The sequence below is a fragment of the Micromonospora sp. NPDC005087 genome (assembly GCF_042872965.1).
Taxonomy (GTDB): domain Bacteria; phylum Actinomycetota; class Actinomycetes; order Mycobacteriales; family Micromonosporaceae; genus Micromonospora.
The window spans coordinates 203,858-218,679 of the sequence record NZ_JBIALB010000009.1 but is presented as its reverse complement, the minus strand read 5'-3'; the positions used below and the strand labels follow the sequence as shown (position 1 = coordinate 218,679).

General features: G+C 71.1%; 8 protein-coding genes and 1 riboswitch. Of the genes, 5 read left to right on the top strand and 3 right to left on the bottom strand.

Translation table 11 applies throughout. The features are described 5' to 3' along the window. The first annotated feature begins 121 nt into the window (after positions 1 to 121). The 4 genes from ACFYPS_RS22040 (at position 122) to ACFYPS_RS22025 (ending at position 3,767) form a co-directional block, all read left to right on the top strand. Positions 122 to 1,288 (top strand): acyl-CoA dehydrogenase family protein, encoded by a 1,167-nt coding sequence (locus ACFYPS_RS22040; protein ID WP_387326573.1) that lies wholly within the window; start codon positions 122 to 124, stop codon positions 1,286 to 1,288. Next, complete coding sequence (locus ACFYPS_RS22035) at positions 1,288 to 2,133, top strand: phosphate/phosphite/phosphonate ABC transporter substrate-binding protein (RefSeq protein WP_387326570.1); 846 nt, start codon at positions 1,288 to 1,290, stop codon at positions 2,131 to 2,133. The genes ACFYPS_RS22040 and ACFYPS_RS22035 overlap by 1 nt, the downstream gene beginning before the upstream one ends. Next, positions 2,130 to 3,347 carry a ferritin-like domain-containing protein gene (locus ACFYPS_RS22030; RefSeq protein ID WP_387326567.1) on the top strand — a complete coding sequence of 406 codons (1,218 nt, stop codon included), beginning with the start codon at positions 2,130 to 2,132 and terminating at the stop codon, positions 3,345 to 3,347. The genes ACFYPS_RS22035 and ACFYPS_RS22030 overlap by 4 nt, the downstream gene beginning before the upstream one ends. A gap of 66 nt (positions 3,348 to 3,413) precedes the next feature. Continuing rightward, positions 3,414 to 3,767 (top strand): TraR/DksA C4-type zinc finger protein, encoded by a 354-nt coding sequence (locus ACFYPS_RS22025; RefSeq protein WP_354966748.1) that lies wholly within the window; start codon positions 3,414 to 3,416, stop codon positions 3,765 to 3,767. Between the two features lie 56 nt (positions 3,768 to 3,823). Here ACFYPS_RS22025 and ACFYPS_RS22020 read toward each other — a convergent pair whose 3' ends face one another. From ACFYPS_RS22020 to ACFYPS_RS22010, 3 genes are all read right to left on the bottom strand, one after another. Continuing rightward, complete coding sequence (locus ACFYPS_RS22020; protein ID WP_387326726.1) at positions 3,824 to 4,819, bottom strand: ribonucleotide-diphosphate reductase subunit beta; 996 nt, start codon at positions 4,817 to 4,819, stop codon at positions 3,824 to 3,826. A gap of 41 nt (positions 4,820 to 4,860) precedes the next feature. After that, on the bottom strand, positions 4,861 to 7,194 hold the full coding sequence (locus ACFYPS_RS22015) for a ribonucleoside-diphosphate reductase subunit alpha (RefSeq protein ID WP_387326724.1): 2,334 nt from the start codon (positions 7,192 to 7,194) through the stop codon (positions 4,861 to 4,863). Between the two features lie 199 nt (positions 7,195 to 7,393). Then, positions 7,394 to 7,611, bottom strand: a riboswitch (cobalamin riboswitch). 177 nt (positions 7,612 to 7,788) lie between these two features. Continuing rightward, the gene (locus tag ACFYPS_RS22010; RefSeq protein WP_387326564.1) at positions 7,789 to 13,407 is read right to left on the bottom strand and encodes a GH92 family glycosyl hydrolase; all 5,619 of its coding nucleotides are present in this window, start codon (positions 13,405 to 13,407) and stop codon (positions 7,789 to 7,791) included. 385 nt (positions 13,408 to 13,792) lie between these two features. Between ACFYPS_RS22010 and ACFYPS_RS22005 the strand changes: the two genes are divergently transcribed. Beyond that, positions 13,793 to 14,815 (top strand): LacI family DNA-binding transcriptional regulator, encoded by a 1,023-nt coding sequence (locus ACFYPS_RS22005; RefSeq protein WP_387326561.1) that lies wholly within the window; start codon positions 13,793 to 13,795, stop codon positions 14,813 to 14,815. Positions 14,816 to 14,822 lie beyond the last annotated feature (7 nt).

Below are 14,822 nucleotides of genomic sequence, written 5' to 3'. Positions count from 1 at the left end.
GCCGACAGGACCACGCGAGCGGTTCGCGCCCATGTCGGCCATCCGACGCTCTCGCCTCGCGATGCTCGACTGGGATAGCCTCGACGGCGGTGCCATCGGTCCGGCCGAAGGGGACATTCCCATGACAGCCAGTGTCGACAATGCCCGCCCCAACATCGACCTTCTGCCGATGCTCGGCACGCTGATCGACGACGTGATCCGCCCTCAGGCCGCGCTCGTCGACCGGGACGGCACCTTCCCTCGGCAGAGCGTGGACGCCCTCGCCGCGGCTGGCCTGCTCGGCCTGGCCTCCTCGACCGAGGTCGGTGGCGGCGGCCAGGGTCTGCGCACCGTCGCGGAGGTCATCGAACGACTGGCCGCCGAGTGCGGCTCCACGGCGATGGTCGTTCTCATGCACTACGCGGCGACCGCCGTCATCGAAGCGCACGGCCCGCGTGACGTCCGTGCGGCAATCGGCGCGGGTCAACACCTGACCTCCCTGGCGTTCTCCGAGTTCGGCTCGCGCAGCCACTTCTGGTCGCCGACCGGCACCGCGACGACGGACGACGGCGCGGTCCGGCTCGACGCCCGCAAGAGCTGGGTCACCTCGGCGGGTGAGGCGGACAGCTACGTCTGGTCGAGCCTCCCGCTCGCTGCGGGAGCGGGTCCGATGACGCTGTGGCTCGTTCCCGCCGGCAGCGCCGGCCTCAGCATCGCCGGCGACTTCGATGGGCTCGGCCTGCGCGGCAACGGATCCCGGCCGATGACCGCCGACGGGGTCCGCGTCCCCGCCAGCGCGATGCTGGCCACCGACGGCGCCGGCCTCGACATCGCGCTCGGCGCGGTCCTCCCCTGGTTCCTGGTGCTGAACGCCGCGTTCTGCCTCGGCCTCGCGGACAGCGCGGTCGCCGAAGCGGGCCGGCATCTCACGGGCACCACCCTCGCGCACACCGGCGCGGCCCTTCGCGACGCACCGGTCACCCGGCGCGGCTACGCCCAGCTGAAGATCCGCACGGACGCCCTGCGCGCCTTCCTCGGCGACACCCTGACCGCGCTGGAGACCGGCCGGGAGGACGCGACGCTGCGGGTGTTGCAGGTCAAGGCGCTCGCCGGCGAGACGGCCGCCGAGGTGACCGACGGCGCGATGCAGCTCTGCGGCGGCAGCGCGTTCCGCAAGGAGTTGGGCCTCGAACGCCGATTCCGCGACTCCCGCGCGGCCCGGGTGATGGCACCCACCACCGACGCCCTGCACGACTTCGTCGGCCGTGTCGCCACCGGGCTGCCGCTGCTCGACGAGGTCAACCGCTGATGGCGGCGCCCACTGTCCTGATGGGCGCGGTCGCGTACGACCCCAAGGTGGTGACCATCTGGGAGGGCTTCCGCGCCTGGCTGCGAGGGCGTGGCCTGGACTTCGACTTCGTCCTCTACTCGCACTACGAGCGGCAGGTCGACGATCTCGTCGCCGGGCGGATCGACGCGGCGTGGAACTCACCGCTCGCCTGGCTGCGGGCCGAACGGTTGGCGGCGGCCAGCGGCGGCACGGTGAGCGCCCTCACCATGCGCGACACCGACCGGGACCTCACCTCGGTCGTGGTGGTGCGCGCCGACTCACCCGTCCGACAGGTCGAGGACCTGTCCGGCTCGCTCGTCGCCGTCGGCGCGGTCGACAGTCCGCAGGCGACGCTGATACCGCTCGGGCACCTCGGGGCCGCCGGGGTCGAGGTCGACGTGCGCCGGTTCGACGTCGGCGTCGGGTTGCACGGCGACCACATCGGCGGTGAGCGCGACGCCGCCCGGGCCCTCGTGGCCAAGGAGGTGGACGCCGCCTGCATGATCGACGCCAATCACCTGGCGTTCGTCCGGGAGGGCACGCTCCCGCTCGATGGCACCCGGATCGTCGCGCAGACCGCACGATACGACCACTGCAACATGACGGTGCGCGATCCGGCGTCCGCCGGGGTCCGGCTCTTCGGCACGCTGCTGCGTGGCATGTCCTACGCCGACCCGGAGGTACGCCCGTTGCTCGACCTCGAAGGGCTGACCGCCTGGGAGGACGGCCGCACCACGGGGTACGACGCCCTCGCCCGGGCGGTCGACGCCAGCGGGTTCTACGCGGCCGACGGGCGGGTGACCGCCGCGGACTACCGGCCGTGAGCGGCGCGCCGGCGGCCGACGCCGAGCTCCACCTCGGGGGTCTGGGCTTCGACCGGGGCGCGCACCTGCTGGTGCAACGCGCACTCGCCTCGCTACCGCCCGGCGGCCGGCTGGCGGTCTCCGGCCTCGACGCCGCCCTGCCGGTGCACCTGCCCGCCTGGTGCCGGAGCCGGGGTCACCGGCTCGAATGGCCGGATCCGGCCGACCGGAGCGAACTGGTCGCGGTGGTCGTCCGCGGCACGGCGGACGACGCCCGCTGGTTCGGCGCTGAGCGGGCCGGGCCCGCCCTGCCCTCGGCGCTCAGCAGGCACCCGCCGCCACGGTGGGGGCTCGGCGCCCGCGGTGCGCTGCTGGAAGCCGGCGGCCCCGAGGCCCGGTTCGACCTGGACGACCGCGATCTGGTGTGGGCCGACGTCGCCCCCAAGCTGTACGCGCAGGCGGCGGCGCGGCAGTGGGACCCGGAGACCGCGGTGCCGTGGGACGACGCGTTCGCGCTGCCGGCCGACGTCGAGGCGGCGGTGGTGCAGGTGATGACCTACCTTGTCGAGAACGAGCAGGCCGCGCTCGTCGTGCCGGCACGGTTCGTCGGGCGGATACACCCGCACTTCCGTGAGGTGATGCAGCTCCTCGCGGTGCAGATGGCCGACGAGGCCCGGCACATGGAGGTGTTCGGCCGGCGAGCGCTGCTCCGGGGCGCCGAGCTGGGCACGTCGTCGGCCGGCGGTCGGCAGTCGCTCTTCACACTCGTCGCCGAGTCCGACTTCGCGTTGGCCTCGTTCCTGCTCTCCGTACTCGGGGAGGGCAGCTTCGTCGACCTGCTCTCGTTCCTGGAGCAGAACGCGCCGGACCCGGTGACCCGTCGCGTCTGCTGGCTGGCGATGCAGGACGAGCGACGGCACGTGGTGTTCGGCATGGCACACCTCGAGCACCAGGCGACCGTGGACCCCCTGCTGCGGGACCGGCTCCGCGCGGCCATCCACCGCCGCCACGACGCGCTCGTCGACACCGCGGGGCTCAACGCGGACGTGTTCGACGCGTTGGTGGTCCTCGCGGCCGGTGGCTGGCACCCCGACGACGTGTCCGCCGGCTTCGAGCGGGTGCAGAAGCTGCAGCACGTGATGGATCAGGGCCGGCAGCGCCGGCTGGTACGGCTGGGTTTCCGGCCCGACGAGGCGGCGGCGCTCTCCGCCCTGCACACCCGCAACTTCATGTAGCGGGACAGCCACCGCCGAGGCGTCCGCCCGGCCGACCTGGGCCACCCGCAGTACGGTTGAGCGGCCATGAACAGGGATTTCAGCTCGATCCGCGCGGAACTGCTCCACCTACGAGACCAGAGCCGGGCCCAGGCCGAAGCGTTGGACAGCGATCTGCGGAGCCTCTTCGAGGCCTCCCGGTCGTCCAACGCCGACGATGAGCACGACCCCGAGGGCAGCACCATCGCGTTCGAACGGGCCCAGCTCACCGCCGTCCTGGACGCGACGCGCCGACGCCTCTCCGAACTCGACGTCGCGCTGCGGCGGGTCGAGGCCGGCACCTACGGCGTGTGTGAACGATGCTCCCGCCCGATTCCCGCCGAACGACTCGCCGCCCGCCCCTCAGCGAGCAGGTGTGTCGGCTGCGCCAGCCGGACCTGACGCACCGCCGGGGGGCGACGACGGCGGAACCGGCCCCCGTCGCCCCCGGCGGTGTTCTAGAAGTCGTCGTCGAACGCGACGGTGCCGCTGACCCCGACCTGGTACGCCGACACCCGCCGCTCGAAGAAGTTGGACAGCTCCTGCACGTCCTGCAGCTCCATGAAGGCGAACGGGTTGGCCGACCCGTAGTGCGGCGCGATCCCGAGCTGGGCCAGACGCCGGTCGGCGACGTGCTGGAGGTACTCCCGCATGTCGGCCAGCGTCAGGCCGGGCACCCCGTGGCCGAGCAGGTCCTCGGCGAACTGGACCTCGCACTCGACGGCCTCGGTGAGCATCTGGCGGACCTGCCCGGCGAGGTCGTCGTCGAACAGGTCGGGTTCCTCGCCGCGCACGGTGTCGACGACGTCGAACGCGAAGGCCATGTGCATGGACTCGTCGCGGAACACCCAGTTGGTGCCGGAGGCGAGACCGTGGAGCAGGCCGCGAGAGCGCAGGAAATAGACGTACGCGAACGCGCCGTAGAAGAACAGTCCTTCGATGCAGGCGGCGAAGCAGATCAGGTTGAGCAGGAACCTCCGCCGGTCCTCGCGCGAGCGCAGCTCGCGGAGTTCGCTCAGCGAGTCGATCCAGCGGAAGCAGAAGTCGGCCTTACGGCGGATCGAGGGGATGTTCTCGATGGCGGCGAAGGCGGCGAACCGCTCGCTCTCGTCGGGCACGTACGTGTCGAGCAGGTTCAGATAGAACTGGACGTGCACCGCCTCCTCGAACAGCTGCCGGGACAGGTAGAGGCGACCCTCCGGGCTGTTGACATGCTGGTAGAGGTTGAGCACGAGGTTGTTGGCGACGATGGTGTCGCCGGTGGCGAAAAACGCGACCAGCCGGCTGACCAGGTGCCGCTCCGCGGGGGAGAGCTTGTCGAGGTCGGCGAGGTCGGCGTGCAGGTCGACCTCCTCGACCGTCCAGGTGTTGCGGATGGCGTCGCGGAACCGGTCGAAGAAGTGCGGGTAGCGCATCGGGCGGAGGGTGAGGTCCATCCCGGGGTCGAGCAGCATGTGCGTGGTCCTCGTGTCGGTGGCGGTGGTGTCGGCGGCGGTCACTGGCAGGCCTCGCACGACTCAGGGTTCTCCAGGGAGCAGGCCAGCGCCTCCGGGTCGGTCGCCACGGGTGCGCCGAGGGCGACGGTGGCGGGTGCGACGGTGGCCTGCTGGATCCGGGTGGCCGGGCGGGACCGCAGGTAGTAGGTCGTCTTCAACCCGGCCTTCCAGGCGTACAGGTACATCGAGGAGAGCTTGCCGATGGTCGGCGAGGCCAGGAACAGGTTCAGCGACTGCGACTGGTCGATGAACGGCGCGCGAGCGGCGGCCAGGTCAATCAGCGCCCGCTGCGGCAGCTCCCACGCGGTGCGGAACAACTCCCGCACGGCGGCGGGTAGCTCCGCGATGTCCTGCACCGACCCCTCGGCGCGCTTGATCGCCGACCGGACCGGCTCGGTCCACAGGCCACGGGCCTTCAGCTCGCGTACCAGAGCGGTGTTGACCTGAAGGAACTCCCCCGACAGGGTTTCGCGCTTGAACAGGTTGGACACCTGCGGCTCGACGCACTCGTAACAACCGGCGATCGAGGCGATGGTCGCGGTCGGGGCGACCGCCACCAGCAGCGAGTTGCGCAGCCCGTACGCCTCGACCCGCTCCCGCAGCGCGGCCCAGCGCGCGGTCTGCGTCCCCTGAACGCCCCACAGGTCGGGCTGCAACTGCCCCCGCGCTGCCCGCGTCTGCCCGTACGCCGGGTGCGCGCCGAAGCGCCGCGCCAGATCGGCGGAGGTCTCCAGGGCGGTCAGGTACAACTCCTCGCTGACCCGGGTGGACAACTCCCGCGCGGCTGGCGAGTCGAACGGCAACCGCAGCGCGAAGAACACGTCCTGCAGGCCCATCAGCCCGAGCCCGACCGGCCGCCAGCGGGGGTTGCTCGCCGCCGCCTGCGCGGTCGGGTAGTAGTTGATGTCGATGACCCGGTCGAGGAACGTGACCGCGGTCCGGACCGTGGCGCGCAGCCGCTGCCAGTCGATGACGCCATCGGTGACGTGAGCGGCCAGGTTCACCGAGCCGAGGTTGCACACCGCGGTCTCGGCGTCGCTGGACACCTCGACGATCTCGGTGCAGAGGTTGGACAGGTGCACCACGTTGCCCGGTTCGGCGGTCTGGTTGCACAGCCGGTTGGCGGCGTCCTTGAAGGTCATCCACCCGTTGCCGGTCTGCGCCAGGGTGCGCATCATCTTCCTGTATAGCTCTCGCGCCGGGACCTGCCGCACGTAGCGGCCCTGCGCCTCGGCCTCCCGGTACGCGACGTCGAACCGCTCACCCCACAGGTCGGGCAGTTCCGGCACCTCGTTCGGGTCGAACAGCGACCACACCTCGTCGGCCTCGACCCGGCGCATGAACTCGTCCGGGATCCAGTTGGCCAGGTTGAGGTTGTGGGTGCGCCGGGCGTCCTCGCCGGTGTTGTCCCGCAGTTGCAGGAACTCCTCGATGTCCGGGTGCCACGGCTCCAGGTAGACACACGCGGCGCCCTTGCGCCGCCCGCCCTGGTTGACCGCGGCGACGCTCGCGTCCAGCGTGCGCAGCCACGGCACGATCCCGTTGGACTGCCCGTTCGTGCCGCGGATCAGCGCGCCCCGGGACCGGACCCGGGAGTACGCGATGCCGATGCCGCCGGCGAACTTGGACAGGTTGGCGACCTGCGCGTACCGCTGATAGATCGAGTCCAAATCGTCGCGCGGGGAGTCGACCAGGTAGCAGGAGGACATCTGGGTGTGCCGGGTGCCGGAGTTGAACAGCGTCGGCGAACTGGGCAGGTAGGCGAGGCTGGACATCAGCCGGTAGAAGTCGACCGCCTCGTCCGGCGTACGGGACAGCCCGCAGGCCACCCGCAGCAGCCAGTACTGCGGCGTCTCCAGCACCAGCCGGCTGGTCGGGTGGCGAAGCAGGTACCGGTCGTACACCGTGCGCAGGCCGAAGTACTCGAACCGCAGGTCGCCGTCCGGGTCGACGGCGTCGTCGAGCGTCCGGCCGTGCGCGGCGACGAAGGCGGCGGTCTCGTCTCCGATCAGTCCCTCGGCATGGCCCATCCGGATCGCCGTGCTGAACGAGGTGACGCCCTGCCGGCGCACCTCCTTGTCGACGTAGCCGGCCAGCAGCCGGGCAGCCAGCCGCGAGTACTGCGGCTCCTCGCCGATCATCTCGGCCGCGGTCTGGATGGACAGCCGGTCCAGCTCCGCGGTCGTCGCGCCGTCGTAGAGGCCGCTGATCGTCCGGGTCGCCACCCGCAGCGGGTCGACGTCGGTCAGGTCGTCGGTCCACCGCTCGACCGCGCGGACGATCTTGTTGACGTCCACCGGTTCGCTGGCGCCGTCGCGCTTGCGGACGTGCATCTGCGTCCGCCGCCGGCCCGGCAGGTCGGTGTCGCCGCCGGTCGGGACCACCTGGGTGACTGTCACCACTCACTCCTCGCGAGTTCGAGACCTGATGGCCCTCGGACGCGAGGAGACAGACACCGGCGGACGCCACGCCGGGCGTGGGTCAGGGGGCGTCGGCCGTCCCACGCGGCGTCGGGCCGCCGCCCACCCGGGTGCGGGTGCACGGCGCGCTGGCAGGTCTTCGGACTCGTGGGCACGACCGGGCTCGCCGGTCTCCTACTGGCCGTCGCTTCCCAGGCCGCTTGGCGGCCCAGTGCTGATGACGGCGGTCGTTCCCACTCACCGCTGCGGGGCAGTCCCGGAATTCCACCGGGTTCCCTCTTGCCTCGACCACTGCAGACGAGCGGCCGAACCAGCTGCGTCGACACCATATATAGGGACGACGCCGTTGTCACACCCCACATCTCGGGTATGGGCGTGTCGGCGGTCGAGTCAGTGACGACGGTCACCGGCCCGGACGCCCCCGCCGGGCGGGGTCATGGTCGACGCTAGCTGCGCGCGGGGCGGGCCGTGATCCGGCCCGCCCCGCGCGTTACCGCTACCGCCGACTCAGTTCGTGACGGTGAAGGGCAGCGCGACCCGCGTCACCGACTCGGCCCCCGCCAGCGTGATCACGGTCGAGCCGGCCTTCGCCGCCCCGGGGACGCTGACCGTCGCACCGGCGATGACACCGTCACCATTCGCGCGCACGGTGCTGACCGCGAGGCCGTCACCGAAGCTGACCGTGACCGCCTCGTTCGGAGCGAACCCGGCGCCGTCGACCGTGATCGACGTACCGTGCGGTCCCGCGGTGGTCGTCAGCGCCGCCTGCGGATCGTAGGTCGGCTTCTCCTGCTGACCGGTCACCTGGACGGTGGCCGTCGCCGGCGTCCGGGAGGACGCGCCGGTGGCGGTGACGGAGTACCGGCCGGGCTCGGCGTCACCGGACGTCGCGACGGAGGCGCGTACCGCTCCCGCCGCGGACGCCGCGACCTTGACGGTCCGCGCCGGACTGGTGCCGAGAGTCACGGTCACCTGCTCACCGGCCGCGAACCCGCTGCCGTCGACGGTGACCGCGTCACCGGTGGTCACGGTGGCCGACGCCGACACCGCGATCGCCGGCTGGAGTCCGCCCCGCGCCACGGTCACCGTGAAGGTCGCGGTGCTGCTCGACGACGTGTCCCATGCGGTGACGTGCACCGTGTAGGGGCCCTCCTGCGCATAGGTGTGCCGTCCGCTCAACGCGCCGTCCGGGCCGACCGTGACGTCGTCCGGAACCGTGCCGTCGCCCCACTGCACCCGGGCGTGGAAGCCCGTCGTGCCGGGAACGCCGCCGCTCACCGAGCCGAGCGTGGCCGCGAGGACCTGCCCGGCGTTGGCCGTCTGGTCGCTCGGGGCGGTGGTCACCAGCGCGGCGGCCGGAGTGCCGTCGTTCGCGATGGCGAACACGTGGATCCGGCCCGCCGAGCCGGGGTCGCCGGTCTGCGTCGGCAGGGTCACCGAGACGAGCGTCTTGCCCGCCGGGATCTGGTACGGCGCGGTGGCGAACAGGAACGGCTGCGCGCCGTCCCGGCTCGTGCCGCTCAACCGGTACGCGGCCTTGGCGACGACGATGTTGCCGTACGACGGAGTGCCGTTGGCGTTGCCGCCCAGCGTCCAGTCACTCATCTGGATCGGGATGCTGGCCGTGCTGCCGTCGCTGAACGTCGCCGTGCCGGTGCTGTTCTGGTTGCCCTGCGTGCCGGCGCCGATGAACGAGATGCTCCGGGCGTCGGTCGGCAGGTCGAGAACGACCGTCCTGCCGTTGCCGGTGGTGTTGTCCGGCTGCCCCGCCGGGACCGCCGGCAAGGTGAACTGCAGGTCCGTTCCGGGCACCTGGTGCCGCTGGCCCTGGGTCACGCCGGCCGCAGTCAGGGCGGCCCGCGAGTACGCCCACGACTTGGCGTCGCAGTTCGCCGCGAGGGCGCCCTCGTCACCGATGCAGACGGTGTCGAACGCCGCGGTGAGGCCGGAGCTCGGCGCGTAGGCCACGTCGACGCCGACCGTGACCGAGCCCTGGCCGGTGCCGTCGGTCACCGTGACGCTCGCCTGGTGGTGACCCGGCGTGGCGTACGTGTGCGAGCCGCTGACGCTGTAGACGGCCCGCGAGCTCAACGTCAGGGTGCCCTCGGTGGTCGGTGAGCCGTCACCCCAGTCGATCGTGGCCCGGTAGCCGCTGGCGGTACCCCCGGTGACGGAGGCCAGTGGCACCGAGACGGGTGCGCCGGACGTCGCGTGCACGCTGCCCGCGGCGGTCACCGTGATGTCGCCGCCACCAATCTCGAGGTCGCCTCCGGCGAGCAACTCGATCTCGGCGAGGTTGGCCTGCGCGGCGCCGGCGGTCCTGGTGACGACGAGACGGAACTGGGCGTACCGTCCCGGCCTGTCGATGGTGAACGGACGGGTCTGGTTGCGCCACCGGAACGCCTCGCCCTTGCGGGAGTCGACGGTGCTCCAGGTGATGCCGTCATTGGAGCCCTGCAACCGCCAGTCCGCCGGATCGCCCGCACTGGCACCGGAGGTGAGGGTGTAGTGGCTCGGCTTCTGCCTGGCGCCACGGGAGGCCCAGCTGACCTGCGGCGTCGCGGTGGTGAACGTCAGCTGCGTGGTCGACGAGTCGTCGAACAGCTTCGACGCGTCCTGGCCGTCCGTCGCGGTGGCGGTGCCGAGACCGGGGCCGGTGACGTCCTGCAGCGGCTTGGGCGCCTTGTCGCCCCTGGTCAGCGAGGGCGGCGCGTCGTTCTTGCCGCTGCCCCAGGACGACGGCTTGGGGCCCATCTCGAAGTCGATCGTGCCGCCCTTGGCGAACGCGCTCACGTCGACGGACAGCTCGCGCTGCTTCTTTCCGTTGACCTTGACGCCCTGCACGTAGACGTTCTTGGTGCTGTTGTCCGGCGCGTTGACGACGATGTCGCCGCTCGTGCGGTGGACGGTCATCTTCGTGAACTGCGGCGAGCCGATGGCCCAGTGGGACGATCCGGCCTGCAGCGGGTAGATGCCCAGCGAGCTGAGGATGTACCAGGACGACATCTCGCCGTTGTCCTCGTCGCCCAGGTAGCCCTGGCCGATCTCGCTGCCGACGTAGAGGCGCTGCAGGATCTCCCGTACCGCCGCCTGCGTCTTCGCCGGCGCGCCGGCGAAGTTGTACATGTACGGGATGTGGTGCGACGGCTGGTTGCTCATGCCGAGCTGTCCCATCCGCACCGCGCGCGCCTCGAGCATCTCGTGGATCGTGCCGCCGTACCCGCCGGGTCGGTCGGCGTTCTCCGGGGTGGCGAAGAACTGGTCGAGCTTGTCGCGCAGCGCCTTCTGCCCGCCGTGCAGGTTGGCCAGTCCCTGGCCGTCCTGCTGGGCGGTGAACGCGAAGTTCCACCCGTTGGTCTCGGTGTAGACGCCGCCCCAGTCCAGCGGGTCACCGGCGAGGAAGTTGCCGGACGCGTCCCGGCCCTGGAAGAGCTTCGTCTTCGGGTCGAAGAGGTGGACGTAGTTGCGGGCGCGCTCCAGGAAGTACCGTGACTCGTCCTTGAGCCGCTGGCGCTCCGACTTCGGCGTGGCCGGGTCCTTGGCCAGGGCCGCGCCCATGTTGCCGATGCCGTAGTCGTTGATGAAGCCTTCCAGCGCCCACGACACCGACTCTCCGGTGGACGTCGGCGTGTAGCCGAGGAACAGCGAGGTCTCGATGCCCTTGCGGCCCACCGCGCTGCGCCCGGAGGCGACGGTCGCGTCCTTGACCGCCGCGTCGTACGCCGCGAGCGGGTCGGGCAGCTTTACGCCGGTGAGGTACGCCTGGGCCAGTGCCACGTTCGCGCTGGTGCCGGTCATCAGGTCGGCGTAACCCGGAGACGACCAGCGGGCGATCCAGCCGCCGTCGCGGTAGTGCTGGACGAACCCGTCCGAGATCCGGGCCGCGACGTCCGGGTACAGCAGCGCGTAGGCGGGCCACACGGTGCGGTAGGTGTCCCAGAAGCCGTTGTTGACGTAGATCTGGCCGTCCACGATCTTCGCGCCGGTGAGGGTGGCGGACGACGTGCCGGTCGGCGCCGACACCGGGCTCGCGTACTGCCAGCGCGGCGCGGCGGCGGTGCCGGTGTTCTCCGACTGCGAGTTCGGGTACAGGTTCAGCCGGTACAGGTTCGAGTACATCGTCACCAGCTGCGTCTCGGTCGCTCCCCGCACCTCGACCCGGCCGAGCCGGTCCTTCCACGCGGCGGTGGCGGCCGCGCGGACCTGGTCGAAGCTCTTCCCGGTGACCTCCAGGTCGAGGTTCCGGTGCGCCTGGTCGACCGAGAGGAACGAGGTCGCGATGCGCATCGTCACCTGGCGGTTCGCGGAGATGTCGAAGGTGGCGGCCGTCGCGGAGGACGCCGTGGGCGCCCGGTCGAACGTGCCGGACACGAACATCCGGCTACGACCGGCCGACAGGCCACTTCCGTTGTCGACCCAGCCGGTGAACGTGCCGTCGGCGCCGATGGTGAACGTGCCGTTGTAGAAGACCAGGCTTCCGGTCGCCGGCCCGGACGGGAAGGTGAACCGCATGATCCCGGCATGGTCGGTGGGCGACATCTCGGCGGTGAGGCCGTTCTGCAGCGCGACCCGGTAGAGGTCCGGCTGGGCCGTCTCGTCGTCGTGGTTGAAGGCGAGCGCCCGGCTGCTGGGCGGCCCGGTGAGGGGGCCGTCGCCCGCCACCGGCATGACCGACATCTGGTTGCGGTCACCCATCCACGGGCTCGGCTCGTGTGAGATCGCGAGGCCCTGCAGGGTGGGCAGGTTGGCGGCGTTGTTGACCCGGTGGTACTGGTACTCCCACGAGTCGGACGTCGCGTCGGTCACCGGGGTGAAGAAGTTGAAGCCGTTCGGCACCGAGGTGATCGGCAGGTTGTTGCCGCGCGAGAACCCACCGGTCGAGTTGGTCCCGCGCCGGGTGTCGACGTAGTTGGTGAGCCGCGAACCGTCGATGGACGCCGGCGAGGCGGTCACCGCGACGTCGTCGAGCCAGCCCTGGAACCGGGTGTCCGCCGTCGCCTGCGGGTTGTCGTAGGCGAGCAGGATGCGGTCGATCGTCCTGCCGCGTGCGATCGCGCCGATGTCGGCCTGCACCGCGTTCCACTGGTCGGCGTAGAGCACCTTCGACGCACCCTGCCCGGCCGGGGTGAGCGCGTAGCCGTGCTGGTCGACGGGCGAGAGGCCGCTCAGGTAGCTGCCGTCGGTGAAGTGCAGGTCGACGGCCGCGAAGGTGGACGGGTACTGCGGGTCCTCGCCGGTGTACTCCGGGAAGATCTTGTAGGAGAGCCGGGTCTTCGGCCCGACCGGGATGTTGACGTCGAACAGCCGGTTGGTCGCGTACGAACGGCCATCGTCCTCGGCGCCGCCCGCGTACCGGAGCGAACCCAGTCCGGTGAAGCCGGCCCCCGGCTTCGTGGTGTAGCCGCCGGACGGACCGGTGCCGACGACGCTGACCATGGGGGCGGCCGGCGGTCGGACGTTGGAGCCGTCGCTGATGTCCCAGCCGGCGAGCTGCACGAGGGGGTCACCGGAGTTCGCGGTGATGTTCAGCCGGTAGTAGCCGTAGGCGGTCGTGTTGGTGAGGCTGTAGGTCTTCGTGGCGAACCGCCGAGGGAAGCTCTGCTCGGTCTGCCTGTTCAGGTCGACCCAGGTGCTGCCGTCGGTGGACCCCTGCACGGTGAAGTCCCTGGGGTCACGGGTCGGAGCGTCGTCCCCGGAGGTCAGCGCGTACCGCACCACGGCCGTCGGCTTGGTCAGCTGGTAGGTCACCCAGCCGGTCCGGTTGCGCGCCAGCCATTTGGTCGACGGATCGCCGTCGGTGAGCTTCGCGGCGGTCTCGTTCGGCGGGTTCTCGGCGCTCGCGGTCACCGCCTGGACCTGACCGAGCAGGCTGCCGGGCAGTACCCTGCGGCTCGATCCGCTCAGGTTCGCCTGGACCGGTTTTCCACTCCGGTCGACCTCGACGGTGCTCGCGGAGGGTTGCGGGTCGGCCGACTCGAACGAGGAGCTGAAGGTGCCGGGCGGCGCGGTGGTCGGTGCGGCGCTGGCCAGGGGCGCGCCGACGAGCAGGCCCACCGGCAGCAGGACCGCGGTTGTCGCGGCGATCAGTCGGGGGGACAGGAGGCGCGCGATGGGGGGTTGCGACATAGGGGCAGGGCCTTTCGCCTCGAACCGGGTCGAGTACGTCGAACGTCTGGGCAGAGTGGACCGTGGCTGCGGTCCATCGTGGTGGATTCCTCGGAGCCGCCTGACATCGTTGTCATGAGAACTCACGACGACGACGCAGGAGCAGTGGACTGTCGCTGATGGTTCCGGGTGGATCACGGCCGTGTCAATGGGTTCACCAGAGCGAAACAACCTGTGGTCGCATCCGCTCCGAAAACCGTTTCGGCTCGTCGTCGCGGGCGTGACGATCTACCGCCCTCGACAGCTTCGCTACCTTCCCCGGAGCCAGCGTGCGCACTACGCTTGCGGGGAGCACGGGCAGCAGGCACCCGCCATTCACCCCTGAAATGTTTGCGAAAGGCTTTCGGTGGGCCGACGACGATCCCAGTCAGTGACGTTGAGCGACGTGGCGAACCGCGCCGGCACCTCCGTGGCCACCGCGTCCAAGGCACTCAACAGCCGCGCCGAGGTCGCGCCGGAAACCCGGGAACGGGTCCTGCGGGCCGCCGCCGAGCTGTCGTTCCAGCCGAACGTGCTGGCCCGCGGTCTGATCTCCGGGCGCACCCGCACCGTCGGGCTGCTCACCGACGAACTCGGTGGCCGGTTCGCCATACCCATCCTGCTCGGCGCCGAGAACGCCCTCGGCAACGGACAGATGTCCGTGCTGCTCTGCGACGCCCGTGGCGACGCGATCCGCCGGCAGCACTACATCCGCACCCTGCTCGCCCGCCAGGTCGACGGGTTCATCGTGGTCGGCGACAGCAACGACCTGCGCTCGTCGTTGACACAGGACATCCCGGTCCCGGTGGTCTACGCCTACGCCGAGTCGACCGATCCGAACGACCTGTCGATCGTCGCCGACGACGAGGGTGGCGCCCGGCTCGCCGCCGAACACCTGGTGTCGCACGGCCGCCGCAGGATCGGGCACATCACCGGGCCGGACACCTACCGAGCGGCCCGTGATCGCGCCACCGGACTACGAACGGTGCTCGCCGAGGCCGGGCTCACCCCGGCCGGCGACCCGCTCTACGGCGAGTGGTCGCAACGATGGGGCCGGCACGCCGCCCGGCTGCTGCTGGCCGCCCGGCCGGACGTGGACGCGATCTTCTGCGGCAACGACCAGGTCGCCGCCGGTGCCGCCGACACGCTGCGCGATCTAGGTCGGCGGATCCCCGACGACGTGGCGATCGTCGGATACGACAACTGGGAGTTCTTCGCGGCCGACTGCCGACCACCCCTGACCACCGTGGACCTCAACCTCGAACAGCTCGGGGCCGCCGCGGTCAACCATCTCTTCGCCGCGATGGACGGCAACCCCGGCTCCGGGGTCATCCGGCAGCCCGGCCGCCTCGTGGTCCGCGAGTCGACCGGCCCGGTGCTGCACCACTGAAACCCAC